Raw genomic sequence first — 23,207 nt, 5'->3', positions numbered from 1 at the left:
GGGGTTGTACCTCGCGAGGGGCGGCGCTCATTGCGCAGCCACCGGGCTGTCGATGAACTGGTTGGTGTAGAGGTCGTCGAGCCTGGGTTCCTGGCTGACGATGCCTTCGCTGACATAGAACTGGCGCACCTGCTCCAGGCGCTGGGGATCGATGCGCCCCAGCACCTGTTGACCGGCATAGACGTGCTCGACATAGAGCTTGAAGATCCGCTCCAGAGCATCCTCCTTGCCGGCGTAGGCCGGTACTGCCTGGGCGAAGGTCAGGGCCGCGGCGCGCGGGTCCTGGATGATGTCGCGCATGCCTTGCAGGGTGGCCTGGACCACCCCGCGCACCAGTTCCGGCTGGTCGCGGATCGCCGTGTCGGAGGCGAGGATCGCCTGGGCCATGCTTTCGAAGATCTGTTCCCGGGGAATCAGTTGCACCTTGATCCCGGCGTCCTCGGCATTGATCACCCAGTCCGGCACCGCGGCCATGGCCTGGGCCTTGCCGGCGGAAAACAGCTGCCAGACCCCGGACGGGCCAGCGGCCTGGATGTCCACATCGCTCTTGCTCAGGCCGGCTTTGCGCAGGGAGGCAAGCAGCGCGTAGTAGGTGGTGTCCGAGTAGGACATCACGGTCAGGGTCTTGCCCTTGAGGTCGCCGATGGCCTTGATCCCGGCGTTTTGCGGTGTGGCGATCAGGGTCACCCCGCCGGCCCCCAGCAGTGCCACCGCGCGCACCGGAATGCCATTGGCCCGGACCACGATCGGGGTGTCGCCGATGGCGCCGCCCATCAGCGCGTTGCCGGCGCCGATCTGCTTGGCCACGTCGACCCCGCCCTTGGCGGCGATAAAGGTCAGGTTGAGGTTGCGGGCGGCGTAGTAGCCCTTTTCCTTGGCGATGATCCACGGCGCGAACGCCGGCAGGTTGGGTGGCGCCGGCAGCAGGTAGGTGACCTCCTGCGGGGCGGCCAGCGCGCCCTGCGCCAGGGTCAGGCCGAGGGCGACAGTAGCGGTGCGGCCGAGTCTTTGAAGCAGCGACTTGAGCATGGGTACTCCTGAATCGGTTGCGGCCCGTGAGGGCCTTGATCAATGCAGTTCGAGGTCCTGGCCGACTTGCAGCAGCTCCATCAGACGCCCCACCAGCGGGCCGATCTCCGGCAACTTGCGGCGCTCCAGGGGGTTGTCCCGCAGGGGCAGGTCGACGCTGATTTCCTCGACGATGGTTCCCGGGCGGGCGCTCATGACCAGCAGCCGGTCGGACATGGCGATGGCTTCCACCAGGTCGTGGGTGATGAACAGCGCGGTCTTCCCGGTGTCGGCCAGCATCCGCGCCATGTCCTGTTGCAGGATCATCTTGGTCTGGGCGTCGAGGGCCGAGAACGGCTCGTCGAGGAATAGCACCTGGGGGTCGATGGCCAGGGTCCGGGCCAGGGCGGCGCGCTGGCGCATGCCGCCGGACAGCTGGAACGGGTAGTGCTCGGTGAAGCCCTTGAGGTGGCAGCGTTCGAGCAAGTCATTGGCCACTGCTTCCCGGGCGCTGGCCGCCACGCCCTGGATCTCCAGGCCCAGCTCGACGTTACGGCGAATGCTGCGCCAGGGCATCAGCAGGTCTTTTTGCAGCATGAAGGCCACCCGGCGCACCGGCCCGGTCACCGCCTCGCCGCCCACCAGCACCTGGCCTTCGCTGGGCAGGTATAGGCCCGAGCCCATATTGAGCAGGGTGCTCTTGCCACAGCCGGAAGGGCCGATGATCGACACCACCTCGCCGCGGCGGATCTTGAAACTCACGTCACGAATGGCAAAAGGCGCGCTGGACTGACCCTTGCTCGGAAAACACTTACCGACTTTGCGAAATTCGATTTCAGTCGGTGCCAACTCTTCCTGAGGAACAGGGGTATTCCATTGCGGCACGACGGCGTACATCTCTTTCACAGCCATTGGGATAGTTCTCAAGTCTGTTTTATAGGTGATACGTCGTTTAGTGCATGAACAATGCCAGTGAATTTAATATTCGGGTTTAAGTTATAAAAATCGTTATTAATCAGTTACTTGTAATAAGTAATTTGATTTTTGCTGTGTTTTATATATGAAACGATGTTTATTATCTGGCACGAAACTGCCCAACACTTGGAAGTGGCTTGGGAAGTTGCGAGAGAAGAAGGCTTTGCGGGTAACGGGAAAAACGCGATAAATGCCTTGTTTGTTTTATATATGAAACATGGCACGCGCCAGTCAGCGGCTCTTCATATAAAAGCAGCGGCACCGCAATGATCTATTGCCGAAAGTATCGGGGTGCAAGACGTATCGGGTTACAGCCAGAAGGTTTCATGCCGCTCCTGGAAGTTGTGTATTTCACCCTGTTCCAGCAACTGGCGAATCCACGGCCCCAGCAGATCCAGCGAGCTGTCCAGAGGCGCGGGCCGCTGCCAGCGCAGCGGCACCCGGGCAAAGCGTTGCTGGTTGGCGCTGACGTTCTCCAGGATCTGCCGGTCCTGCTTGAGGATCACCTTGAACAGCGGCTGCAGCACGCCGCGTTTGAGCCAGCCCGGCAGGCGGCCCTGGGCTGTGGCGATGCGGGCGAACAGCCGCAACTGGCCCTCGGCGGCCGGGCTCAGCCAGGCGCTGACCAGCAGGTTGAGCCGGCCCTGGCGGTCGCGGTATTCGATTTCCGCCAGCCCCGGCAGACGAAAGCGCCCCATGCTCAGGCCGCGTTCGCCTTCGAACAGCCGGGAAATCAGCCCGGATTGGGTGCCTTCTTCGCTGTACTGCGCTTCAACCCCGTCTTCGAGCCGATGCACCCAGGCGCGAATGCGCTGGCGCTGGCGATCGTGGCGAATCCAGCCGGCGTGCACGAAGTGGGTGTGGAAACCGTCGAGGAAGTTCTCCGCGGCGTCCTGCAAGCTGCACTGCACCCGGTCGCTGATCCAGAACACATCCAGGGCCTGGGCCTGTTCGGCGGCGGCTACTGGCGGCTCATCCGGCCGCTCGCTGGCAAGGCTGGCCCACACCAGCCCCTGGGCTTCGCAGCTGTGCAGCGGCTGCAGCAAGGGCTGGCTGCAACGCTGCTGCTCCAGCCCGGGCAGCTGAGTGCAACGGCCCTGGGGATCGAAGCGCCAGCCGTGGTAGGGGCACTGGATCTGCCCGTCGCGCACCCGGCCGGCGCTCAGCGGCGCAAAGCGATGGGGGCAGCGGTCCGGTAATACGGCAGGGGCGCCCTCGGCGTCGCGAAACAGCACCAGCGGCACGCCGTGCAGGGTGCAGGCCAGGGGCTGCTTGTGCAGTTGCCGGCTGAGGGCGACGGGCCACCAGCCCGAGTGACTGTTCACAGTTTGAGCTTCCTCATCAGCGGTACGCCGATCCGTTGCAGCAGCATCCCCATCAGTTGCCACACCAGCCTGCGCGGCCAGGGCAGGTGGGCGACGTGGATCAGGCTGTATTCGATTTCGGGCTGGCCGCCACGCAAGCGCTTGAAGGCGGCGGCGCCGGAGCTGAAGTTGAGCACCTGACGGCGGTTCACCGCTTCTTGCAGGCACAGCCGGGTCAGTTGCCGGTACAGCCCGGCGCGCTGGGGCAGGGCGGTGTCGTAGCCAACGATGGGCGTGCTGATCAGCGCGCTGTTGGCGAACCAGCCCAGGGCGCCGTCGATGCGGCCTTCGGCGTTGCGCAGGGCGCGCACGTCCAGCCAGCCTTCGGCCTGCCCGCGTTGCAGCCATTGGGCGCTGTAGTGGGGGTTGAGGCGGCTGTATTTATCCAGGTACAGCAGGTTGTACAGCTGCTCGATGCGCTGGAAGTCGGCCTCGTTCAGCTGGCTGCCGGGCACCACCGTATAGGGGCTGCGACGCAGCAGGGTGGCGTCCAGACGGGTGTTGTGGTGGCGCAGGAAGGCTGAATTTTCGCCCTCGCGGCCGTCGAACAGGTACACCTGGCGGCTGGGAATCGCCAGGTAGCCCAGGGCTTGCAGGCGCTTGCGCAGGGCGCGGTTGCTGAAGTCGTTGAGCGAGCGAAAGCCAAAGCCGTGGTCGGGAAACGCCCGGCGCAGCAGCTCGGTGATTGCCGGCAAGTCCGCGCCGTCCCAGTCGGCCGGGTACAGGTTGGTGGACAGCAGCCAGTTGTTGACCTGCACCAGCCGGTCGACCTTGGCCGCGCTCAGCAGCCGGTCTACGCCCTGGGTCAGCAGCCTCAGCGGCCGGGCCAGCCAGGGCCGTTTCAGGCGCTGCAGTTCTTCCCGGGCATAGCCGCTGTAGGCGGTTTGCGGCGACACCACGTAGCAGTTATCCACAGGGTCGTGGCCGTGGTTGATGCTCACCGGGAACTGATGATGGCCGGTGTCCAGCAGGGCCAGGGCGGTGCTGACGTTGCCGATCAGCGCGCCGCCGGCGCAGGTGCGCACGTACTGCCGGGCGTGGCTGTCGTCGGCGCTCGTGGGCTCAAGGGCCAGTTGCTCGGGCATCCACAGCTTCATCGGCGCGTTGCCCCCAGGGGCTGGCCGTTCCATTCGATATCGGCGGTGGAGGCGGCCAGCAGCCCGCAGCGGCGGGTCAGGGCGCGGCCGATGATCTCGCTCAGGCTCAGCAGCTGGGCGGTCAGCGGGCCACGGTCGCCGTCCTGGACGATCACGTCTCGGGCTTGCCGGTAGTCGTGCCAGAACGCCCGGCTCAAGGCCCGTTGCGGCGCGGCCAGAAGCAGCATGGCCAGGGCGATCATCCTGGGTTCCAGGGTCGCCTCCAGCGCAGCGCCGGCTTCGCTGCCCAGCGCCGCTACCAACGGCACACGCTGATCGTCGAACAGGTGCACGCCGCTGGTGGCCCTGGGGTTGCACTCCAGCACGTGGAAGCGGCCGTGCGGGTCCTCGATGAAGTCAAAACCCACCTGCCCGGTGTAGCCGGTGGCCCGGCCGAACTGCTCCAGGAAGGCGCGGATCGGCGCCGGGGCGCAGCTGTGAAAGTAGATTCCCGAGCCACGCCCGACCCGGTAGCGCGGCTGGTAGCTGCTGTGGGCGCGCAATTGGCCGTCCACCAGCACGCTGAAGCTGCAGTATTCCTGGCCGGGGACAAACTGCTGGGCCACCCAGGGCGCCTCGCTGCTGGGCCGGACTTTCGCCAGTTGCGCCGGGCTCGGGCGGATCAGGGTCTGGGAGGCGAAGCGCGAATAGGCCGGCTTGAACACCAGGGCATCGTGCTCTGCCGCCAGTGCTTGCAACGCGGCCGGGTCATGCAGCACTCGGGTCGGCGGCGCGGCCACATCCCAACCTTGGGTCATGGCGGCGAAATCGCCCTTGTGGTGCAGGCGGTGCAGCAGCTCGAAATCGCTGGTGAACACCCGGCACAAAGGTCGCAGGCGCTCCAGGCCGTGGGCCAGGTAGAACACCTCTTCGCAGGTGGGCAGCAGCAGGTCGATGGCCTGTTGGCGTATGACCCCGGCCAGGGCCTCGATCCAGGCATCCGGGTCGTGGCGCGGCTCCGGCAGGCGCACGAAGTGCTCGGCGGCGCGGCTGAAGCGGCTCAGGGGCTGGGCCAGGGAATCGGCCACGGTCACCGTCCAGCCGGCTTGGCTGAAGGCCCGGGCCCACTCCAGGCAGGCCGGGGCCCGGGCGCCGAGAATCAATACACGCATGGCAGTCCCTCGGGTAGTTGCAGCATCAGCAGGCGGCGTCTTTTCGTCTGTGGCGGCGGCGCCTGCCAGTGGCCGAAGCTCAGATGCGGCGCCTGCAGCCCCTGTTGCGCGCAGAGCTCGGCGAGGGCCTCGCTCAAGCGTTGGCACAGCCCGTGGTAGTCGCCCGAGGTGCGCAGGTTGACCTGCCAGAGCAGCCCGCGCTGGTGGATCTGGTATTCCTCAAGCGCCGCCCCGAGCATCAGCAGGGCCCGGCGCAACAGGTCGGGGTAGAGCGGTGCCAGCTGCTGGCCGTCGAGCCGCGGCAGCCAGAGGATCTCGTCGGCGCGGCCTTCCACGGCGGCGATGGCCCGTTCCGCGCGGCCACAGGGGCAGGGCGCGTCGGCCACTCGCAGGATGTCGTTGAGGCGATAACGCACGATCAGCTGCGTACGCCGGGAAAAGTCGGTGATGATCGGCTGAAAGCGCGTGCGCTCAGGGTCCAGCCACTGCGGCTCGATGTGCAGGTGGCTTTCATTCAGGTGCAGGGTGCCGGCCTCGCAGGTGTAGCCGAGGAAGCCTTCGCTGGCCTGATAGATCTGCCGGGGCTTGAGCCCGAAGGCCTGCTGTACCACCTCGGCGTCGGTAGTTTCCAGCACTTCGGCCACCGACAGAATGTGCCGGGGGCGGATCGTCAACTGCCCGGCCAGGGCCGCCTGGGCCAACCCGCGCAGCACCGTGGCCGGGGCCACCAGCACGTCCGGGTTCTGATGGTTGAGGCGTTGCAGGGAGGCGCTCAGGCCCAGGGTCAGGTCATGAAAGGCGAAGTCGATGCGGCGGCTGGCCAGGGTGGTGTACAGGCGGCTGTTGGCTCGCAGGAAGAAGGCGATGCGCAGCGGCGCCAGCCAGGGGCACAGCAGCCGGGGCAGCAGGGCCCGGGGCAGGGTCCGCGCCAGCAGGATGCCGGCCCAGCGTTGGCGTTCCACGCTGCTGACCAGGAAGACCCCCTGGGCCCCCGAGGTGCCGCTGGACAGGCCTACGGTGATGTCCCCCAGGGTCGGGCTGAAGTCCCGGGAACGCTCGGCCTGCAGGGCCACCGGTAATACTTGTTCCAGGCTCAGGGCGCGGGTGTTGTAGCCGGCGAAATCGCTCATCAGGCTGGCCTTGTCCATGATCGGCAAGCTGTGCAGGCCATCGTGGGTCAGCCCGTTGAAGCGCTGGCCACGGGGCATGACCCGCGCCATGAAGTGCTTGAGGCGTCGGGCCTGCCAGGCTTCCAGGCGCTCGCGGCGACGAAAGCGCAGGGCGTAGCGGCTGAACACGAAGGCGCCGATGCTGCGCAGGGTGCCCAGCAGGCGTTCACTGTTCATGGGCGAACGCCTCCCAGGCCTGGGTGCAATGGGACGGCAGCACCGCCACCGCCGGTTCGCGGCGGATCAGCTGGCCCAGGCCGCTGTAGGTGCGCACATATTGCTGACGGTCGGCGCTGGCAAACCACAGTGCCGGGGCGGCGGGCAGGCGTTCGGCGCGGCAGGCCGGCACCGACCAGCAGGCGTCGGCCACCAGGAACACCGGCCGGCCCTGGGCATCGGGGATGAACAGGCCCAGCTGGCCTTCGCTGTGCCCGGGCAACGGCACGCCGATCAGGCTGCCATCGCCGAACAGGTCCAGGCCCTGCTCGAAGGGCGCCATCCAGCTTGGCAGCGTACAGCTGGGGCTGGCTTCGGCCAGGCGCAGGCGGGCGCTGAAGTCGTCCGGCAGCAAGCCCGGCAGATGGCCGCCGAGGGTGGCGCGCCAACGCTGGCCGCGCAGGCTGTCGATATGCCGGTAATCGGCTTCCAGGGCGATAAAACGCGCGTTGGCAAAATCTCGCAGCCCGGCGATATGGTCGGCGTGGAAGTGGGAAATGATCACATGGCGGATATCCCCCGGGCCGATGCCCAGCTCATGCAACTGCGCCCCCAGCTGTTCGGCCACCGGCAACTGCACCGGCACCGCACTGCGGTACAGGCGCTCGGGCAGGGCGCGGGTGGCCTGGAAGAAGTGCTCGGCGTAGCCGGTGTCGTACAAAATCCAGCCGTGCTCCGGGTGCTGGATCAGCCCGCACAGGGCCGGAAACTGCACCGGCGCCAGGCGCCCGCCACGGTCGGCCATGCATTCCAGGTGCTGGCACCAGCCGGCCCGGAGGATCTTCAAACTCACACTGCGGCTCATGCTCGTTGCCTCTGTTGGGCCAGCCACCATTGGGCGTGTTGGACGATGCCTTGTTCCTGGCTGATCACCGGGCTATAGCCCAGCTCGCGCTGGATGGCGCTGATGTCCAGGGTCTGACTGAAGGCCAGGACGCCGGCGCCGTAGCGGGTGATCAAGGGTTCGGCGCCGTTGCCCAGGCGCGCCTTGAGCTCCAGCAGGTGCGCCACGCCGTGCACCAGGGGCCAGGGCAGGCGGCGGGTGCGCAGCGGCAGGCGGAAGTGCTCGGCCATCTGTTGCAGCAGGTCCTTGAAGGCCAGGGGTGTGGCGTTGCTCAGGTTGTACACGCACAGCGGGCGCGGCAGGGGCCGGGTCAGGGCCAGCCACACCGCGTGCACCAGATTGTCGACGCAGGTCAGGTCCAGCTGGGCCCGACCGCCGCGCATCAGCGGAATCGCCCCGCGCTGCATCACCCGCAGCAGGCGCGGCATCAGGGTTGCGTCCCAGGGGCCGAACACCGCCCGGGGCCGCAGGATCACGCACTCGGGCAGCTTGGCGTCTGCCAGCAGGGTTTCGGCCTGGGCCTTGCTGCGGGCGTAGTCGTTCACCGGGTTTGGCAGCGGCTGGTCTTCGCGGATACCCAAGCGGTCGCTGAAGTCGAAGTACAGGCTCGGGGTGGAGATGTGCACCAGCCGCGGGATGCGGTTCTTGCCGCAGGCGTGGATCACCTCGGCGGTGGAGTCGAGGTTGGCCCGGGCAAACGCCTGGGGCGACCCCCAGGGTGACGACAGGGCGGCGCAATGCACGATGGCGTCATGCTCGCGGCTGGCGTCGGCCAGCAGGCGCTTGGCCAACGGGCTGCCGTGCTCCAGCGGCAGCCAGCGCACCGGCGCCGGGCTGTGGGCAATCACCTCGGCCGCCGCCTCGGGGTTGCGCCCGCTGAACTGTACCTCACAGCCTTCGGCGGCCAGCTTCCAGACCAGATGCCGACCGATAAAACCGGTACCGCCGGTGACCAGGATCTTCATCAGAACTCCAGGATCATGCCGCCGAGGGACAGGCCCGCGCCGGTGCCGATCAGCAGCAAGGTGTGTCCGCGTTGAATGCGCCCGTCGCGCACCGCGATGTCCAGGGCGGTGGGCAGCGAGGCCGCCACCTGATTGCCGTGCTGGGCAAAGATATCGATGACCTTGTCCGGCCCCAGGCTCAGGCGCTTGGCCGCATGCTGCATGGCCTGCTGGCTGGCTTGATGAGGGATCACCCAGTCGATTTGCCCAAGGGAGAGCCCGGCTTGCAGCAACAGATCGTCCATCAGGTCCGGCAGGTGTTTGGCCGCGAGACGGAACACGCCCTTGCCCTGCATGGCGAAGCTGGTCAGGGGCTCGAACGGCACGTCGATGCGCCGCGGATGAAAGCGCGAACCGCCGGCGGGGATCTGGCACAGCGCCGCGCCTTCGGCGTAGGTCTTCAGGCGCGAGGCGAGGAGCTTCTGCCCGCCATGGCCCGGGCCCAGCACCACCGCCGCCGCGCCGTCGCCGAAGATGCCGCAGACCTCCACCTGCTGCCAGTCCAGGCCGCAGGAAGCGATATCGGCGCACACCAGCAGCACGCGCCGGTAATGCCCGGCCTGGATCGGCCAGGACAAGGTATCCAGGGCGGCGATAAAGCCCAGGCAACTGGCGTTGATGTCCATGGCCGGAATGCCCGACTGCCCCAGGCCCAGCTCCCGTTGCAGCAGCGCGGCGTTGCAGGGCATGCCCTGGTCCTGGGTGCCGCTGGCGCAGACGATCAGGTCCAGCTGGCCAAGCTCCAGGCCGGCCGCCTGCAGGGCCTGGCGCGCGGCACGGGCGCCGAGGCTGGCGGCGGTGTCCGCAGGATCGGCGACGTGGCGCTGCTGCACCCCGCTGATGCGCGCCACGCTACCGGCTTCCAGGCCGAGCTGGCGGTCCAGCTCGGCACTGCTGACCACCCGCTGCGGCAGGGCGTGGCCGGTGCCGAGGATGGCCAGGGCGCGGGCCGGGCGGGGGGAGGACGCTGATGTGTGCATGCAAATTCCGTGTGTGGGGCGTCGGGGGAGGCTTGGTCAGGTGGCGGACGGCGCGACCGGGCATTGGCTCAGAAAGGCTTGCAGCCCTTGCTGATACTCCTCGGCGTCCATCAGTTCGCTGTGTTTGGCGATGCAGTAGCCCATGTTCTTGCGTTGCAGCTCGGCACAGGCCACGACGTAGAAATCGGGGGTTTCCCGCAAGTGAACAACCTGTTCCCAGGCCAGGCCGCTCTGCTTGCCCCGGGCCTTGCTCAGGCTGAAACCCTGGTCGTCGAAGCTCAGGTGGTAAGTGCCCTCGGCCGCCTTCAGCGGCGCGCGCAGGCGGGCTTCGATCAGGCGCTGGTTCACACCCTGCAAAGGCTTGCCGGGCTTGGCGTGATGGGCGGCGATACGGGCGTGCAGGTGGGTGAGCCAGCGCTTGGAAAAGCGCCACCAGAGCATGCTGAAAATCAGCACGAACACCAGCATGGCAATGACTTTTTCCGGGGTGAAACGCTGTTCGGGGAAATAGATCGCCAGGCCGCCGCCGATCAGGCAGAGGGTGAACATCAAGGGGCCGATCAGTCGGGTCTGCCAACGGGCGACGCTGGCCATGATCCGCGCCTGCTGCTGGTCCTGCCTGAGCATTTCCTGGGGCAGTTGTTCGGCGAGCCGGGCTTGGGTGTTGGCAGAGGTGATGCTGTAGTGCAATTCCATGGAGGAGCGAGTCCGAGGTCCGTGTTCGGTGAGGGCGGCAGTCTACCGACTTCTGAGCTGTGGGTAGCAGCGGCGTATGCACCCAGGTCGCCCCTCTGCTCAGGCGGGGAACTGCTCTGTATGCCGCTCTACCCACTGATACAGGCGTTCGTCCAATAGCGGCCGCTGTTGCTGGAAGTGATCCTGGCAGCGGTTGAAGAGCGGGTCCTGGTTGATGCGCATGGCCAGCTCGACGGGGCCTTCGCTTCCGCCATGGGCGGCTCGTAGCTGCTGCTGGCGCTGATCGGCCTGCTCCAGGGTGTCCGCCAGGTCGTCCAGTTGCAGGAGCCTGAACTGAGCGATGGCCTGGGACAGGTGAAAGTGCAGGGCGCTGTCGAAACCTTCCCAGCCCTCGAAGGCCAGCCACTCGTGCAGGATCATGAAGCAGCGCGGTGCTGGGGGCAGTCGCTCCAGCGCTGCGAAATCCAGCCAGTACTGACGCGGCAATTGCTCGGCGGTTTCGATGGCCTGGGCGATCAGGTCCAGGGCCTGGCCCGGGTCCCGGTGATGCTTGCGCAGAATGCGCTGGGTCAGGGTGAAGCGCGCTTCGTCTATAGCGTGCAGGGCGCGGTTCAGGTCGTAACCGGCGTTGAGCAAGTGTTCCCGGGCTTGCTCTTGGGGCAAGCCGGACTTTTCTACCAGCACTTGCAGCAGATCGGATTTGTACAGTTCGGCGGCTTGCTGCGGATTATTGGCGCAGCGGGCGAGCAGGGCCTGGGCGTGGCGCAGGCCGATGGGGATCAGGTGGCGTAGCTGTTGCAGAGCTTGGGTGTGCGTCGGGTCCATCGACAGGGTGCCTTGGTCGTCATTGCCGGTGGCGGCGGGAGGCTGATTATCCACCGTGCCGAGCAAAACCTGTAGCCGCTGCCGCAGGCTGCGAACGGCCCGAAGGGACGCGGGGTTCTCAAGGCCGCTGAAGGTCCTGCGGACCTTGTCGCAGCCTCGCGGGCTCGGCAGCGGCTACAAAGAGGTGGCGGCCGCAGTTCAGGTTGGGGGTGTAGCCGCTGCCGCAGGCTGCGAACGGCCCGAAGGGACGCAGGGTTCTCAAGACCGCTGAAGGTCCTGCGGACCTTGTCGCAGCCTCGCGGGCTCGGCAGCGGCTACAAGGAGGTTGCGGCCGCAGTTCAGGTTGGGGGGGTAGCCGCTGCCGCAGGCTGCGAACGGCCCGAAGGGACGCGGGGTTCTCAAGGTCGCTGAAGGTCCTGCGGACCTTGTCGCAGCCTCGCGGGCTCGGCAGCGGCTACAGGTTGCGTCAGGGAGTGGGGCGGGCGCCGTCGAGCAGGGCATCCACCACGGCGCGGGCCATTTCCACGGAATGCACCATGGACCAGATCAGTCCGCGCTCGATGCCGCTGGCCCGTTCGGTGATTTCATCGGACACCTCTTCGGCGCATTTGAGCAGCAAGGAAACGTGCATCAGCGCGTCTTCGGCATTCACCTGGGGCTGTACGGCGAACAGCGGGTGGCCCTGGGCGTCGCGCAGGCCGAAGGGGCGATGGCGGGTGCCATTCAAGGCGGCCAGCAGGTTGGCGTTGGCGCGGTCCAGCTCCGGGTCGCGGCGTGGATGATCGGTTTGGAGAGGTGGGTCGGGGACGAGCTTTTTCATGACTGTCACTCACTCAGTAGTTAACGGACTGCCGAGCTCACTTCCACATGAGGGGTGGCAGTTGTGCGAGGGTGTGGAAGACCGGGACTGAGTAACCCAGCACACCCGAAGGTGTCCCGCGCACAACCGCCATAAAGCGATGCCAACGAAAATACGTCGAGCCATGCTCATGAGCGCTCATGCTTACTCAGGTCCGAACTTCCACATCCGGGCCGCTGATTTGGCAGCGGCACCGGGAGACTGCCTGATCGTTCGAAGGGGTACAAGGCGCTCAAAGGCGTGGGGGATTCTCTCGGATTTGCCCTACAAAACAAAGCGAAACGGCTCCGGCACTGGGCGGTATTCCCTGACAAATCGGGTGCTGGGTAGGGGGATAGGGGCTGTGTTGAATGTGCGAGTGGGGTCGGGCAGGCAGAGTGTGCTGGCAGGTTTTGCGGCCCCTTCGGTGCCGTTCGCAGCCTCGCGGGCTCGGCAGCGGCTACATAGAGGTTGCGGCCGCAGTTCAGGTTGGGGGTGTAGCCGCTGCCGCAGGCTGCGAACGGCCCGAAGGGACGCGGGGTTCTCAAGGTCGCTGAAGGTCCTGCGGACCTTGTCGCAGCCTCGCGGGCTCGGTAGCGGCTACAAAGAGGTGGCGGTCGCAGTTTAGGTTGGGGGGGTAGCCGCTGCCGCAGGCTGCGATCGGCCGCGCAGCGGGCGCGGCGATTTCAACAGCAGGCAAAAACAGCAGGCAAAAAAAAGGGCCTGGAGACGTATCTCCAAGCCCTCAAAAGGTGAGAGGTGTCTAGTCCCTCAACCTGGTGAGCGGTGTTGCATGTTTCGGGGGCGCGGCGGTTACGCTTTCAGCGGAACCAGGCGCGGGGCAATCATGTTTTCCGGACGCAGGATGTCGTCGAGCATGGCGTCGTCCAGCAGGCCTTCTTCGCGCACCAGTTCCAGTACGCCACGGCCACTTTCCAGGGCGATGCGGGCGATACGGGTGGCGTTTTCATAGCCGATGTACGGGTTCAGCGCGGTGACCAGGCCGATGGAGTGCTCCACCAGTTCGCGGCAACGGGTTTCGTTGGCGGTGATGCCGGTGATGCAGTGCTCGCGCAGCATGTCCATGGCGCGTTGCAGCAGGCGGATCGAGTCGAAGATCTTGAAGGCGATCAGCGGCTCCATCACGTTCAGTTGCAGCTGGCCGCCTTCGGCCGCGATGGTCAGGGCCAGGTCGTTGCCGATGATCTGGAACGCCACTTGGTTGACCGCTTCCGGGATCACCGGGTTGACCTTGCCAGGCATGATCGAGCTGCCGGGCTGACGCGCTGGCAGGTTGATTTCGTTGATGCCGGTGCGTGGGCCGCTGGACAGCAGGCGCAGGTCGTTGCAGATCTTCGACAGCTTGACCGCGGTGCGCTTGAGCATGCCGGAGAACAGCACGAAGGCGCCCATGTCGGAGGTGGCTTCGATTAGGTCGGCCGCCGGTACCAGCGGCTGGCCGCTGATGGTGGCCAGGCGTTGTACGGCCAGGGCCTGGTAGCGCGGGTCGGCGTTGATGCCGGTGCCGATGGCGGTGCCGCCCAGGTTGACTTCGGTCAGCACTTCCGGCGCCAGGGTCTTCAGGCGAGCCAGGTCTTCACCCAGGGTGGTGGCGAAGGCCTTGAATTCCTGGCCGAGGGTCATCGGCACGGCGTCTTGCAGCTGGGTACGGCCCATTTTCAGGACGTGGCTGAATTCTTCACCCTTGGCGGCGAACGACTGGATCAGGCTGTCGAGGCTGGCCAGCAGGGCGTCGTGACCCAGCAGCAGACCCAGGCGGATCGCGGTCGGGTAGGCGTCGTTGGTGGACTGCGCCATGTTCACGTCGTTGTTCGGGTGCAGGTACTGGTATTCGCCCTTGCTGTGGCCCATGGCCTCCAGCGCGATGTTGGCGATGACTTCGTTGGCATTCATGTTGGTGGAAGTGCCAGCGCCGCCTTGAATCATGTCCACCACGAACTCTTCGTGGAAGTCGCCGCGGATCAGGCGGGCACAGGCCTCGCTGATGGCCGCATGCTTGGCTTCGCTCAGATGACCCAGTTCGCGGTTGGCGTCAGCAGCTGCCTGCTTGACCATTGCCAGGGCCACGACCAGTTTTGGGTAGTGCGAAATCGGAACGCCGGAGAGGCGGAAGTTGTTCACCGCTCGCAGGGTCTGGATGCCGTAATACGCTTGAGCCGGTACTTCGAGTACGCCAAGCAGGTCTTTTTCTGTGCGGAAAGATGCAGCGGAGGACATGACGGAGATCATCTCGGTAGGGACCCGGTCTGTGCCGGGAACGCTGCGAATCCTAGGCCGAAGGGAATTTTTGGGCCAATGCTGTTAAACACTGGGCTATGCATATTCGGCATAATGCCGGTGTGACGCCGCTTTGCCGGCGAGCGTGTGACCTAAAATGGTGCGTGTCCGGGAGGACGTGATGAATCTGGAAAGCAAATGGCTCGAGGACTTCAGTGCCCTGGCCGCCACCCGCAGCTTTTCCCAGGCTGCCGAGCGACGTTTCGTGACCCAGCCGGCCTTCAGCCGGCGCATTCGCAGCCTGGAAGCGGCCCTGGGCCTGACCCTGGTCAACCGCTCGCGCACGCCGGTGGAACTGACGGCGGCGGGGCAGCTGTTCCTGGTCACCGCGCGCACCGTGGTCGAACAGCTCGGCGAGGTGGTGCGTCACCTGCATCATCTGGAAGGTGGCCAGGGCGAGGTGATGCAGGTGGCGGCGGCTCACTCCCTGGCGCTGGGCTTCTTCCCGCGCTGGATCGCGCAACTGCGCAATGAAGGGCTGAACATCGCCACGCGGCTGGTGGCCACCAACGTCGGCGATGCGGTGCACGCCCTGCGCGAAGGCGGCTGCGACCTGATGCTGGCCTTCTATGACCCGGACGCGGCCTTGCAGATGGACTCGGAAATCTTCCCCTCGCTGCACCTGGGGCACACCGAGATGCTCCCGGTGTGCGCTGCCGATGCCCAGGGCAAGCCGCTGTTCGATCTGGAAGGCGAGGCCAGTGTGCCGTTGCTGGCATACAGCGCCGGGGCCTTTCTCGGGCGTTCGGTGAACCTGCTGCTGCGCCAGCGCAACCTGCGTTTCACCACGGTTTATGAGACCGCCATGGCCGACAGCCTCAAGAGCATGGCGTTGGAAGGGCTGGGCATTGCCTGGGTGCCGCAGTTGAGCGTGCGCGCGGAACTGGCCCGGGGCGAGTTGGTGGTCTGTGGTGGTGCGCAATGGCATGTGCCGCTGGAGATCCGCCTGTATCGCTGCGCCCTGGTGCGCAAGGCCAACGTGCGTTTGCTCTGGCGCAAGCTGGAAGGCGCCGCCGCACAAGCGACGGGCAACACATGAGCCTGTTGCCGGTGTTGCAGATCGCGAGGGATTTTCAGCGTCGGCAACGCCAGGCCCTGTAGCCGCTGCCGCAGGTTCGGGCCGCGGGCACCGCAGGGGCCGCCACACCTGGCGCTGCGGAGTGTCTGAAGGATTGGGGATAGAGCTCTGGCGCCGGCTGCGCCGTCGTTCGCAGCCTGCGGCAGCGGCTACAGGGAACTGGTCAGGCTGCGAGGGGCTTTCAGTTCGGGGAGACTGACTTCAGAGTCAATAAAACCGGGGTTTTGCGCCGGAAATACTTTGTTCGACAGATGGTCGGCGAAAGTGCGTTTAGCGCGGCTTTTTCGGTATACTGCGCGGCCTTCGGCCGGTTCGTCCGGCCATAATTCGTACAGTCAAGCCACGCATTTTCGCGTGGCTTGTTGTTTTTGACGCGCCCGCGGGCGCCCAGAGAGAAGAGGCACGACGATGAGTGCACTGGTTGGCGTGATCATGGGCTCCAAGTCCGATTGGTCCACCCTTAGCCACACCGCCGATATGCTGGAAAAGCTCGGCATCCCTTATGAGGTGAAGGTGGTGTCCGCACACCGCACCCCGGACCTGCTGTTCCAGTACGCCGAAGAGGCTGAGGCGCGTGGCATCGAGGTGATCATCGCCGGTGCCGGCGGCGCGGCGCACTTGCCGGGCATGTGCGCGGCCAAGACCCACCTGCCGGTGCTGGGTGTGCCGGTGCAGTCGTCGATGCTCTCGGGCGTGGATTCGCTGCTGTCCATCGTGCAGATGCCCGCCGGCATCCCCGTGGCCACCCTGGCCATCGGCAAGGCCGGCGCGATCAACGCGGCCCTGCTCTCGGCGAGCATCCTGGGCGCCAAGCACCCGCAGTTCCATGCGGTGCTGAAAAAATTCCGTGCTGAACAGACAGACAGCGTCCTGGACAATCCAGACCCGCGCGTCGCCTGAGGTTGTTGACGATGAAGATCGGTGTAATCGGTGGCGGCCAGTTGGGCCGCATGTTGGCCCTGGCGGGGACTCCGCTGGGAATGAACTTCGCTTTTCTCGACCCGGCGCCGGATGCGTGTGCCGCTGCCCTGGGCGAACACCTGCGGGCCGACTACGGCGACCAGGACCACCTGCGCCAGCTGGCCGATGAAGTGGACCTGGTGACCTTCGAATTCGAGAGCGTGCCGGCGGAAACCGTGGCCTTCCTCTCGCAGTTCGTGCCGGTCTACCCGAGCGCCGAAGCCCTGCGCATCGCCCGTGATCGCTGGTTCGAGAAGAGCATGTTCAAGGACCTGGGGATTCCTACCCCGGAGTTTGCCGACATCCAGTCCCAGGCGGATCTCGACGCCGCCGTGGCGCGCATCGGCCTGCCGGCCGTGCTCAAGACCCGCACCCTGGGTTACGACGGCAAGGGCCAGAAGGTCCTGCGCAGCGCCGCCGACGTCGCAGGCACTTTCGCCGAACTGGGCAGCGTGCCTTGCCTGCTGGAAGGCTTCGTGCCGTTCACCGGTGAAGTCTCGCTGATCGCCGTGCGTGCCCGTGACGGTGAAACCCGTTTCTACCCGCTGGTGCACAACACCCACGACAGCGGCATCCTGCGCCTGTCGGTGGCCAGCAGTGATCACCCGCTGCAGGCCCTGGCCGAGGACTACTCCAGCCGCGTGCTCAAGCAGCTGGATTACGTCGGCGTGATGGCGTTCGAGTTCTTCGAAGTCGACGGCGGCCTCAAGGCCAACGAGATTGCCCCGCGGGTACACAACTCCGGGCACTGGACCACCGAAGGCACCGAGTGCAGCCAGTTCGAAAACCACCTGCGGGCGGTAGCCGGTCTCCCTCTGGGTTCCACAGCCAAAGTCGGTGAGAGCGCCATGATCAACTTCATCGGCCAGGTGCCGCCAGTGGACAAGGTCATCGCCATCGACGACTGCCACCTGCATCACTACGGCAAGGCCTTCAAGGCCGGGCGCAAGGTCGGCCACGCCAACCTGCGTTGCGCCGATCAGGCGACCCTGCAAGCGCAGATCCTCAAGGTGCAAGCGCTGATCGCCGAGTAACAAATCCTCCGGCTGGCGGGAACCTTCGTTTCCCGCCGTTCTCTGATAGCAGGATGCCAAAGTGCTGGCTAGGCTTTGGCTTGATCCCCCCCTTACAGAGGAACAGCCATGGGCATTATTGGAACCATTTTCATCGGCTTGATCGTTGGTCTGCTGGCGCGTTTCCTCAAGCCGGGAGACGACAGCATGGGCTGGATCATGACCATCCTGCTGGGTATCGGCGGCTCGCTGGCGGCCACTTATGGCGGTCAGGCGCTGGGTATTTATCAGGCTGGCCAGGGCGCCGGTTTCATCGGTGCGCTGGTGGGCGCGGTCGTCCTGCTGGTGATCTACGGCTTCGTCAAGAAAAGCTGATTCCCCCCTGCAAGCCCCCTCTGCCGCTCGTGCCGAGGGGAGCCCTTTTCTTCATCTGAAACTTCAACGCAGCCGACGCTTTGGGCACTAGAATGCCCGGGTTTTTCCGTCCTTCCTTTTTGACCGAGCCACCCTCTCATGCGCCGTCTTCTATTGACCTTTGTTCTGCTGGGCTGCGGCCTGGCCCAGGCTGGCGAACTGCCGGAAACCGACTGGCTGGAGCTGATGCCCAAGTCGGACCAGAAAGCCCTGGAGCAGATGCCTGAAATCGACCACAACTCCCCCGAAGCCAATGGCACCTTCACCGAAAAGGGCGGCCTGAAGCAGAGCAAGGGCTTGCCGGCGGTGATGTATTCCACCAAGACCGTGCCGGCGATGAACGACAAGCAGATCCGCCTCGGCGGCTATCCGGTGCCGCTGGAGGCTGATGCCAAGGGGCGCAGCACGCTGTTCTTCCTGGTGCCGTACCCGGGCGCCTGCATCCACGTGCCGCCACCGCCGCCCAACCAGCTGGTGCTGGTGCGCTTTCCCAAGGGCGTGAAGCTGGAGGACATCTACACGCCGCTGTGGGTAACCGGCACCTTGAAGATCGAGTCGGTCAGCAATGACCTAGCCGACGCGGCCTACGCCCTGGATGCGGCGAAGGTGCGGGTGGTGCAGGAATCGGATCTCTGAAGCCGCAGCGCTGAATGTGCCTTCCAAACGGCTCTGTTGAACTGGACCGCTGAAGGCATTTGTGAACGGTAGAGCCGGCTTGCCGGCGCTAGCGGCCTCAAGAACGCTGACGGTCCTGAGGGCCTCTTCGCTGGCAAGCCAGCTCCTACGCAGCTAGGTGGGGTCAGAGCGGGGCGGCGCCGATGCTCACGCTCAGGGTGTGGCGGGCGCCAGGTGCCAGGGTGACGATGTCGTCCATCACGTTGGCGGTCTCGATGCACAGCATGCGCTGCCAGCCGTCGTTGGCCATGTCGCTGAACTGCGCGGCGCGGTCGATCCAGGGGTTCCAGATCACGGCGGTGCGTGAGCCTGCGCTGGTCAGGCGAATCCGTCGTTGCCAGTCCGGATCGACGATATCCAGCTGCGCCGGGACGTTCAGGTAGATGCGGTCGGTCTCGCCGCTAAAGTGCAAGGCGCCGCTCTGGACCTTGGTGGTCCAGTCTTCCAGGGTTTCGATGTAGTTCAGCCCGTCCAGGCCTTCGACCTGCACGTTGCGCACATCGCTGACCGCGAAATAGCTGTGCAGCGCCTGGCTGATGCTCACGCTTTCTGTGCTCAGGTTATGGCTGGTGAGGCTGATGTGCAGTTGCTCGTCGAGGCGGATGCTCAGGCTCGGTTCCACCTGATGGGGCCAGCCAGGAAAGCCGCCAGCGGGGCAGGGCAGGCGCAGCCGTACCAGCAAGCTGTCGCCGTCGCTTTCGATGCCTTGCAGTTCCCAGTCGCTGGCCCGCACCAGGCCGTGGGCCGGTGCCGGTTCAGCGTTTTGGCGCATGGCCTGCACGCTTTGCGGGTTGCGTGCAAAGTTGCCGAACCAGGGCCAGCACACCGGAACCCCGGCGCGGATGCTCTTGCCGGTCTTGAACTGCGCCTCGTCGTTGAGCCAGATCAGCGGCTGTTGCCCGGCTACTTGATAACTGAGGATGTGCGCGCCTTGCTGGGCCACCAGCAGTTCGGCATCACCGTGGCGGATGCGCCAGCAGTTCAGTTCATCCAGTTTCACCGTTTCAACGTGGGGCGTGGGCATGCTGCTGATCTCGTTAGAGTGGCTTGGGCGTTGTAGGAACCTAGCGCGCTCGGGGCGGAACCGAACGGGTGCGGCCGCTGCCGTCGATGGCGACGAACACGAACACCGCCTCGGTGACCTTGCGCCATTCGCTGGACAGCGGGTCGTCGCTCCACACTTCCACCATCATCTGGATCGAGCTGCGGCCGATCTCCAGGGTCTGGGTATAGAAGGACAGTTGCGCGCCCACCGCCACCGGCACCAGGAACGCCATGCGATCGATGGCCACGGTAGCGACTCGGCCACCGGCGACGCGGCTGGCCATGGCAGTGCCCGCCAGGTCCATCTGCGCCACCAGCCAGCCGCCGAAAATATCGCCAAAGCCGTTGGTTTCCCGGGGCAAAGCGGTGATTTGCAGGGCCAGGTCGCCTTGCGGGATTGGATCTTCTTGTTCGAGTTCTATCATGCCGAGGGGCCTCTGACCCGTGACGCTTCATGGTGACTTCAGGTGAATAGCCGTCTTCAGGAAAAACGATTCAGCCCGAACACACTGCGTTCGTCACGTTCTTTCTAAGGCGTGCTAAAGGGAAACTCTGCGAAATCGACTGGCACTGTCCAGGGACTGGGGCGCGCAGCAGCGTTTTCGCACAGCAACCCTTGCCAGAAGCGGCTTTGCGCTTCGAGGTTTGCGAGTATATCGGTCGATAGACTCCGCGACGACCCACTCAGTTCGCAAATTTGTGAGTCATTTGTGCGCTGCTGTGTACGCATTCGAACAATTTGCTATCGTGCCGAACCTGCCAGGCCCCAACCAGCGCTGTTGCGGTTGCCGGAACCGACTAATAAGAGAAGCCCTTGCCATGACCACTGTGCCCTCGAGCGCCGCGCAGCCAGCGCAGCCCGCCCGTCCCTTGACCCGTAGTGATTACAAGACCCTGTCGCTGTCTGCCTTGGGCGGCGCGCTGGAGTTCTACGACTTCATCATCTTCGTGTTCTTCGCCACCGTGGTCGGCAAGCTGTTCTTCCCGGCGGACATGCCCGAGTGGCTGCGCCTGATGCAGACCTTCGGCATCTTCGCCGCCGGCTACCTGGCCCGTCCTCTGGGCGGGATCGTCATGGCGCACTTCGGCGACCTGCTGGGGCGCAAGAAGATGTTCACCCTGAGCATCTTCATGATGGCGGTGCCGACCCTGATCATGGGCCTCTTGCCGACCTACGCGCAGATTGGCCTATGGGCGCCGATCCTGCTGTTGCTGATGCGGGTAATCCAGGGCGCGGCCATCGGTGGTGAAGTGCCCGGCGCCTGGGTCTTTGTTTCCGAACACGTGCCTCAGCGGCATATCGGCTACGCCTGCGGCACCCTGACGGCGGGCCTGACCGCCGGGATTCTCCTGGGCTCGCTGGTGGCCACCGCCATCAATAGCATCTACACCCCGGTGGAAGTGGCCGACTACGCCTGGCGGATCCCGTTCCTGCTGGGCGGGGTGTTCGGCCTGTTCTCGGTGTACCTGCGCCGCCTGCTGCACGAAACCCCGGTGTTCGCCGAGCTGCAATTGCGCAAGGCCCTGGCCGAAGAGCTGCCCCTGCGTACCGTGCTGCGCGATCACCGTGGCGCCATTGTCATTTCCATGCTGCTGACCTGGCTGCTGTCCGCCGGGATCATCGTGGTGATCCTGATGACCCCGACGGTGCTGCAGACCGTCTATAAGTTCCCGGCCATCACCGCCCTGGAAGCCAACAGCCTGGCCATTGTGTTCCTGAGCCTGGGCTGCGTGATCTCCGGGGTTCTGGCGGATCGTTTCGGCGCTGGCAAGGTGTTCGTGTTCGGCAGCGCCTTGCTGCTGGCCACTTCCTGGACCTTCTATCACGGCTTGCTGGATAACCCGCAGTGGCTGTTCCCGATGTATGCCCTGACCGGTCTGTTTGTCGGCACCATCGGCGCGGTGCCTTATGTGATGGTCAAGGCGTTCCCGGCGGTGGTGCGTTTCAGCGGCCTGTCGTTTTCCTACAACCTGGCCTACGCGATCTTCGGTGGCCTGACGCCGATGGTGGTGACCTGGCTGCTCAAGGAAAGCCCGATGGGCCCGGCCTATTACGTTGCAATCATCTGCGGCATCGGCCTGCTGGTCGGCCTGTACCTGTGGGCCAAGGGCCGCTGATCGCCGCCAGCTTGTAGCCGCTGCCGCAGGCTGCGACAGGGCCGCAGGCCCTGCTGGGCGCTGAAGAGTGTCGCGACCCTGCGGGTCGGTCGCAGCCTTTGGCGGCGGCTACAGAGGTTTTTATCGCCTTATAAAGAAAGGCCAGCTTCCGTTCAGGAGTGCTGGCCTTTCATCTAATTGTCATATTCCGGACATAGAGTGTTCACACGGCCTACAGATACTTGGCCCCGACTTAACACACCCTATCTGCTAGGAGTAAGGCATGAAACTGAAGCGTTTGATGGCGGCAATGACCTTTGTCGCCGCTGGCGTTGCGACTGCCCACGCGGTTGCCGCTGTTGACCCTGCTATCCCGAGCTACACCAAGACCACTGGTGTGTCGGGCAACCTGTCCAGCGTCGGTTCCGATACTTTGGCGAACCTGATGACCCTGTGGGCCGAGAACTACAAAAAGGAATACCCGAACGTCAACATTCAGATTCAGGCCGCCGGCTCCGCCACCGCGCCACCGGCGCTGACCGAAGGCACCTCCAACCTGGGCCCGATGAGCCGCAAGATGAAGGACACCGAGCTGGCGGCCTTCGAGCAGAAGTACGGCTACAAGCCAACCGCTATCCCGGTGGCCGTGGACGCCCTGGCGGTGTTCGTGCACAAGGACAACCCGATCCAGCACCTGACCATGGAACAGGTCGACGCGATTTTCTCGTCCACCCGTCTGTGCGGCGCCAAGGCTGACGTAAAAACCTGGGGCGACCTGGGTGTGAAGGGCGATCTGGCCAACAAGCCGGTGCAACTGTTCGGCCGTAACTCGGTATCCGGCACCTACGGCTACTTCAAGGAAGAAGCCCTGTGCAAAGGCGACTTCAAGCCTAACGTCAACGAGCAGCCAGGTTCGGCTTCGGTGGTGCAGTCCATCAGCTCCTCGCTGAACGGCATCGGCTACTCGGGCATCGGCTACAAGACCGCCAGCGTGAAGACCGTGGCCCTGGCCAAGAAAGGCAGCAGCGACTTCATCGAAGACACCGAAGAAAACGCCCTGAACGGCAAGTACCCGCTGTCGCGCTTCCTCTACGTCTACATCAACAAAGCCCCGAACAAGCCTCTGGCCCCGCTGGAAGCCGAGTTCGTGAAACTGGTCCTGTCCAAGCAGGGTCAGGAAGTAGTGGTCAAGGACGGCTACATCCCGCTGCCAGCCAAGGTGGCCGCCAAGGCCCTGGCTGACCTGGGCCTGAAAGAAGGCGCATAAGCCGCCGCAGAAGGTCCGGGCTCCCCGGACCTTCTCGTTTTCGTAGGAGCGGGCCGGGCGGCGCAAGCGCCCGCAAGGGCGACCCAGGCTCAAGGCCGGCTCGTCGGCCAGCCGGCTCCTGCAACCTCATTTTTCAACCCGCTGCCGGCTTTGCCACGTGGCGGATTTGCTGCGTCACTGCATTGTCATCTTTC

Annotated in this window: 22 protein-coding genes; 7 read left to right on the top strand and 15 right to left on the bottom strand. The window is 65.1% G+C overall.

All coding sequences use genetic code 11. The features are described from left to right. Positions 1-27: 27 nt before the first annotated feature. The 13 genes from ACMGF8_RS04475 to aspA form a co-directional block, all read right to left on the bottom strand. Complete coding sequence (locus tag ACMGF8_RS04475) at positions 28-1,029, bottom strand: ABC transporter substrate-binding protein (RefSeq protein WP_102862337.1); 1,002 nt, start codon at positions 1,027-1,029, stop codon at positions 28-30. A 39-nt stretch (positions 1,030-1,068) separates the two neighbouring features. Further along, complete coding sequence (locus ACMGF8_RS04470; RefSeq protein WP_162884164.1) at positions 1,069-1,905, bottom strand: ABC transporter ATP-binding protein; 837 nt, start codon at positions 1,903-1,905, stop codon at positions 1,069-1,071. Between the two features lie 386 nt (positions 1,906-2,291). Continuing rightward, positions 2,292-3,308: an aromatic ring-hydroxylating oxygenase subunit alpha gene (locus ACMGF8_RS04465; RefSeq protein ID WP_207166775.1), complete on the bottom strand. Its 1,017-nt coding sequence runs from the start codon at positions 3,306-3,308 to the stop codon at positions 2,292-2,294. Further along, positions 3,305-4,477, bottom strand: coding sequence for a hypothetical protein (locus ACMGF8_RS04460; protein WP_416758815.1), 1,173 nt, complete (start codon positions 4,475-4,477; stop codon positions 3,305-3,307). The genes ACMGF8_RS04465 and ACMGF8_RS04460 overlap by 4 nt, the downstream gene beginning before the upstream one ends. Beyond that, complete coding sequence (locus tag ACMGF8_RS04455) at positions 4,441-5,595, bottom strand: ATP-grasp domain-containing protein (RefSeq protein WP_115581232.1); 1,155 nt, start codon at positions 5,593-5,595, stop codon at positions 4,441-4,443. The genes ACMGF8_RS04460 and ACMGF8_RS04455 overlap by 37 nt, the downstream gene beginning before the upstream one ends. After that, the gene (locus tag ACMGF8_RS04450; protein WP_416758813.1) at positions 5,583-6,941 is read right to left on the bottom strand and encodes a F390 synthetase-related protein; all 1,359 of its coding nucleotides are present in this window, start codon (positions 6,939-6,941) and stop codon (positions 5,583-5,585) included. The genes ACMGF8_RS04455 and ACMGF8_RS04450 overlap by 13 nt, the downstream gene beginning before the upstream one ends. Then, complete coding sequence (locus ACMGF8_RS04445; RefSeq protein ID WP_416758811.1) at positions 6,931-7,785, bottom strand: MBL fold metallo-hydrolase; 855 nt, start codon at positions 7,783-7,785, stop codon at positions 6,931-6,933. Before ACMGF8_RS04445 ends, ACMGF8_RS04450 begins: the two co-directional genes overlap by 11 nt. Further along, complete coding sequence (locus ACMGF8_RS04440; protein WP_416758809.1) at positions 7,782-8,789, bottom strand: NAD-dependent epimerase/dehydratase family protein; 1,008 nt, start codon at positions 8,787-8,789, stop codon at positions 7,782-7,784. The genes ACMGF8_RS04445 and ACMGF8_RS04440 overlap by 4 nt, the downstream gene beginning before the upstream one ends. Beyond that, complete coding sequence (locus tag ACMGF8_RS04435) at positions 8,789-9,808, bottom strand: beta-ketoacyl-ACP synthase 3 (protein WP_102862329.1); 1,020 nt, start codon at positions 9,806-9,808, stop codon at positions 8,789-8,791. The genes ACMGF8_RS04440 and ACMGF8_RS04435 overlap by 1 nt, the downstream gene beginning before the upstream one ends. 36 nt (positions 9,809-9,844) lie before the next feature. Continuing rightward, positions 9,845-10,504 carry a YcxB family protein gene (locus ACMGF8_RS04430; RefSeq protein ID WP_102862328.1) on the bottom strand — a complete coding sequence of 220 codons (660 nt, stop codon included), beginning with the start codon at positions 10,502-10,504 and terminating at the stop codon, positions 9,845-9,847. A gap of 99 nt (positions 10,505-10,603) precedes the next feature. Next, on the bottom strand, positions 10,604-11,383 hold the full coding sequence (locus tag ACMGF8_RS04425) for a hypothetical protein (protein WP_416758806.1): 780 nt from the start codon (positions 11,381-11,383) through the stop codon (positions 10,604-10,606). A 412-nt stretch (positions 11,384-11,795) separates the two neighbouring features. Continuing rightward, on the bottom strand, positions 11,796-12,149 hold the full coding sequence (locus ACMGF8_RS04420; protein WP_060844991.1) for a DUF6124 family protein: 354 nt from the start codon (positions 12,147-12,149) through the stop codon (positions 11,796-11,798). Positions 12,150-12,980: 831 nt separating this feature from the next. Beyond that, positions 12,981-14,405 (bottom strand): aspartate ammonia-lyase, encoded by a 1,425-nt coding sequence (gene aspA / locus ACMGF8_RS04415; protein ID WP_102862326.1) that lies wholly within the window; start codon positions 14,403-14,405, stop codon positions 12,981-12,983. A 181-nt stretch (positions 14,406-14,586) separates the two neighbouring features. Between aspA and ACMGF8_RS04410 the strand changes: the two genes are divergently transcribed. The 5 genes from ACMGF8_RS04410 (at position 14,587) to ACMGF8_RS04390 (ending at position 18,566) form a co-directional block, all read left to right on the top strand. After that, complete coding sequence (locus tag ACMGF8_RS04410; protein ID WP_102862325.1) at positions 14,587-15,504, top strand: LysR substrate-binding domain-containing protein; 918 nt, start codon at positions 14,587-14,589, stop codon at positions 15,502-15,504. A gap of 447 nt (positions 15,505-15,951) precedes the next feature. After that, positions 15,952-16,443 (top strand): 5-(carboxyamino)imidazole ribonucleotide mutase, encoded by a 492-nt coding sequence (gene purE, locus ACMGF8_RS04405; protein WP_016967060.1) that lies wholly within the window; start codon positions 15,952-15,954, stop codon positions 16,441-16,443. An 11-nt stretch (positions 16,444-16,454) separates the two neighbouring features. Further along, positions 16,455-17,537: a 5-(carboxyamino)imidazole ribonucleotide synthase gene (locus tag ACMGF8_RS04400; protein WP_102862324.1), complete on the top strand. Its 1,083-nt coding sequence runs from the start codon at positions 16,455-16,457 to the stop codon at positions 17,535-17,537. Positions 17,538-17,645: 108 nt separating this feature from the next. Beyond that, positions 17,646-17,891: a GlsB/YeaQ/YmgE family stress response membrane protein gene (locus ACMGF8_RS04395; RefSeq protein WP_102862323.1), complete on the top strand. Its 246-nt coding sequence runs from the start codon at positions 17,646-17,648 to the stop codon at positions 17,889-17,891. 138 nt (positions 17,892-18,029) lie between these two features. Then, on the top strand, positions 18,030-18,566 hold the full coding sequence (locus tag ACMGF8_RS04390; RefSeq protein WP_102862322.1) for a DUF3299 domain-containing protein: 537 nt from the start codon (positions 18,030-18,032) through the stop codon (positions 18,564-18,566). A gap of 163 nt (positions 18,567-18,729) precedes the next feature. On the opposite strand, the gene ACMGF8_RS04385 is transcribed toward ACMGF8_RS04390, so the two are convergent. After that, the gene (locus ACMGF8_RS04385; protein ID WP_416758802.1) at positions 18,730-19,629 is read right to left on the bottom strand and encodes a D-hexose-6-phosphate mutarotase; all 900 of its coding nucleotides are present in this window, start codon (positions 19,627-19,629) and stop codon (positions 18,730-18,732) included. A 40-nt stretch (positions 19,630-19,669) separates the two neighbouring features. Further along, positions 19,670-20,074: an acyl-CoA thioesterase gene (locus tag ACMGF8_RS04380; protein WP_003229628.1), complete on the bottom strand. Its 405-nt coding sequence runs from the start codon at positions 20,072-20,074 to the stop codon at positions 19,670-19,672. 394 nt (positions 20,075-20,468) lie between these two features. On the opposite strand from ACMGF8_RS04380, the gene ACMGF8_RS04375 reads away from it, so the two are divergent. Together ACMGF8_RS04375 and ACMGF8_RS04370 are read left to right on the top strand one after the other, a co-directional pair. After that, positions 20,469-21,767: an MFS transporter gene (locus tag ACMGF8_RS04375; protein WP_102862320.1), complete on the top strand. Its 1,299-nt coding sequence runs from the start codon at positions 20,469-20,471 to the stop codon at positions 21,765-21,767. Between the two features lie 262 nt (positions 21,768-22,029). Then, complete coding sequence (locus ACMGF8_RS04370) at positions 22,030-23,013, top strand: phosphate ABC transporter substrate-binding protein PstS (RefSeq protein WP_102881328.1); 984 nt, start codon at positions 22,030-22,032, stop codon at positions 23,011-23,013. Positions 23,014-23,207 lie beyond the last annotated feature (194 nt).

This window comes from Pseudomonas sp. BNK-7 (genome assembly GCF_048072025.1).
In the GTDB taxonomy this organism is placed as follows: Bacteria; Pseudomonadota; Gammaproteobacteria; order Pseudomonadales; family Pseudomonadaceae; genus Aquipseudomonas; species Aquipseudomonas danubii.
The sequence above is the reverse complement of the archived record's forward strand: the minus strand, read 5'-3'. Positions and strand labels throughout refer to the sequence as shown.

Excerpts from the sequence above, each read along its gene's own strand:
- ACMGF8_RS04475 (WP_102862337.1), bottom strand. The coding sequence starts at position 1,029 with ATGCTCAAGTCGCTGCTTCAAAGACTCGGCCGCACCGCTACTGTCGCC.
- ACMGF8_RS04470 (WP_162884164.1), bottom strand. The coding sequence starts at position 1,905 with ATGTACGCCGTCGTGCCGCAATGGAATACCCCTGTTCCTCAGGAAGAG.
- ACMGF8_RS04460 (WP_416758815.1), bottom strand. The coding sequence starts at position 4,477 with ATGGAACGGCCAGCCCCTGGGGGCAACGCGCCGATGAAGCTGTGGATG.
- ACMGF8_RS04455 (WP_115581232.1), bottom strand. The coding sequence starts at position 5,595 with ATGCGTGTATTGATTCTCGGCGCCCGGGCCCCGGCCTGCCTGGAGTGG.
- ACMGF8_RS04450 (WP_416758813.1), bottom strand. The coding sequence starts at position 6,941 with ATGAACAGTGAACGCCTGCTGGGCACCCTGCGCAGCATCGGCGCCTTC.
- ACMGF8_RS04445 (WP_416758811.1), bottom strand. The coding sequence starts at position 7,785 with ATGAGCCGCAGTGTGAGTTTGAAGATCCTCCGGGCCGGCTGGTGCCAG.
- ACMGF8_RS04440 (WP_416758809.1), bottom strand. The coding sequence starts at position 8,789 with ATGAAGATCCTGGTCACCGGCGGTACCGGTTTTATCGGTCGGCATCTG.
- ACMGF8_RS04435 (WP_102862329.1), bottom strand. The coding sequence starts at position 9,808 with ATGCACACATCAGCGTCCTCCCCCCGCCCGGCCCGCGCCCTGGCCATC.
- ACMGF8_RS04430 (WP_102862328.1), bottom strand. The coding sequence starts at position 10,504 with ATGGAATTGCACTACAGCATCACCTCTGCCAACACCCAAGCCCGGCTC.
- ACMGF8_RS04420 (WP_060844991.1), bottom strand. The coding sequence starts at position 12,149 with ATGAAAAAGCTCGTCCCCGACCCACCTCTCCAAACCGATCATCCACGC.
- aspA (WP_102862326.1), bottom strand. The coding sequence starts at position 14,405 with ATGTCCTCCGCTGCATCTTTCCGCACAGAAAAAGACCTGCTTGGCGTA.
- ACMGF8_RS04410 (WP_102862325.1), top strand. The coding sequence starts at position 14,587 with ATGAATCTGGAAAGCAAATGGCTCGAGGACTTCAGTGCCCTGGCCGCC.
- purE (WP_016967060.1), top strand. The coding sequence starts at position 15,952 with ATGAGTGCACTGGTTGGCGTGATCATGGGCTCCAAGTCCGATTGGTCC.
- ACMGF8_RS04400 (WP_102862324.1), top strand. The coding sequence starts at position 16,455 with ATGAAGATCGGTGTAATCGGTGGCGGCCAGTTGGGCCGCATGTTGGCC.
- ACMGF8_RS04395 (WP_102862323.1), top strand. The coding sequence starts at position 17,646 with ATGGGCATTATTGGAACCATTTTCATCGGCTTGATCGTTGGTCTGCTG.
- ACMGF8_RS04390 (WP_102862322.1), top strand. The coding sequence starts at position 18,030 with ATGCGCCGTCTTCTATTGACCTTTGTTCTGCTGGGCTGCGGCCTGGCC.
- ACMGF8_RS04385 (WP_416758802.1), bottom strand. The coding sequence starts at position 19,629 with ATGCCCACGCCCCACGTTGAAACGGTGAAACTGGATGAACTGAACTGC.
- ACMGF8_RS04380 (WP_003229628.1), bottom strand. The coding sequence starts at position 20,074 with ATGATAGAACTCGAACAAGAAGATCCAATCCCGCAAGGCGACCTGGCC.
- ACMGF8_RS04375 (WP_102862320.1), top strand. The coding sequence starts at position 20,469 with ATGACCACTGTGCCCTCGAGCGCCGCGCAGCCAGCGCAGCCCGCCCGT.
- ACMGF8_RS04370 (WP_102881328.1), top strand. The coding sequence starts at position 22,030 with ATGAAACTGAAGCGTTTGATGGCGGCAATGACCTTTGTCGCCGCTGGC.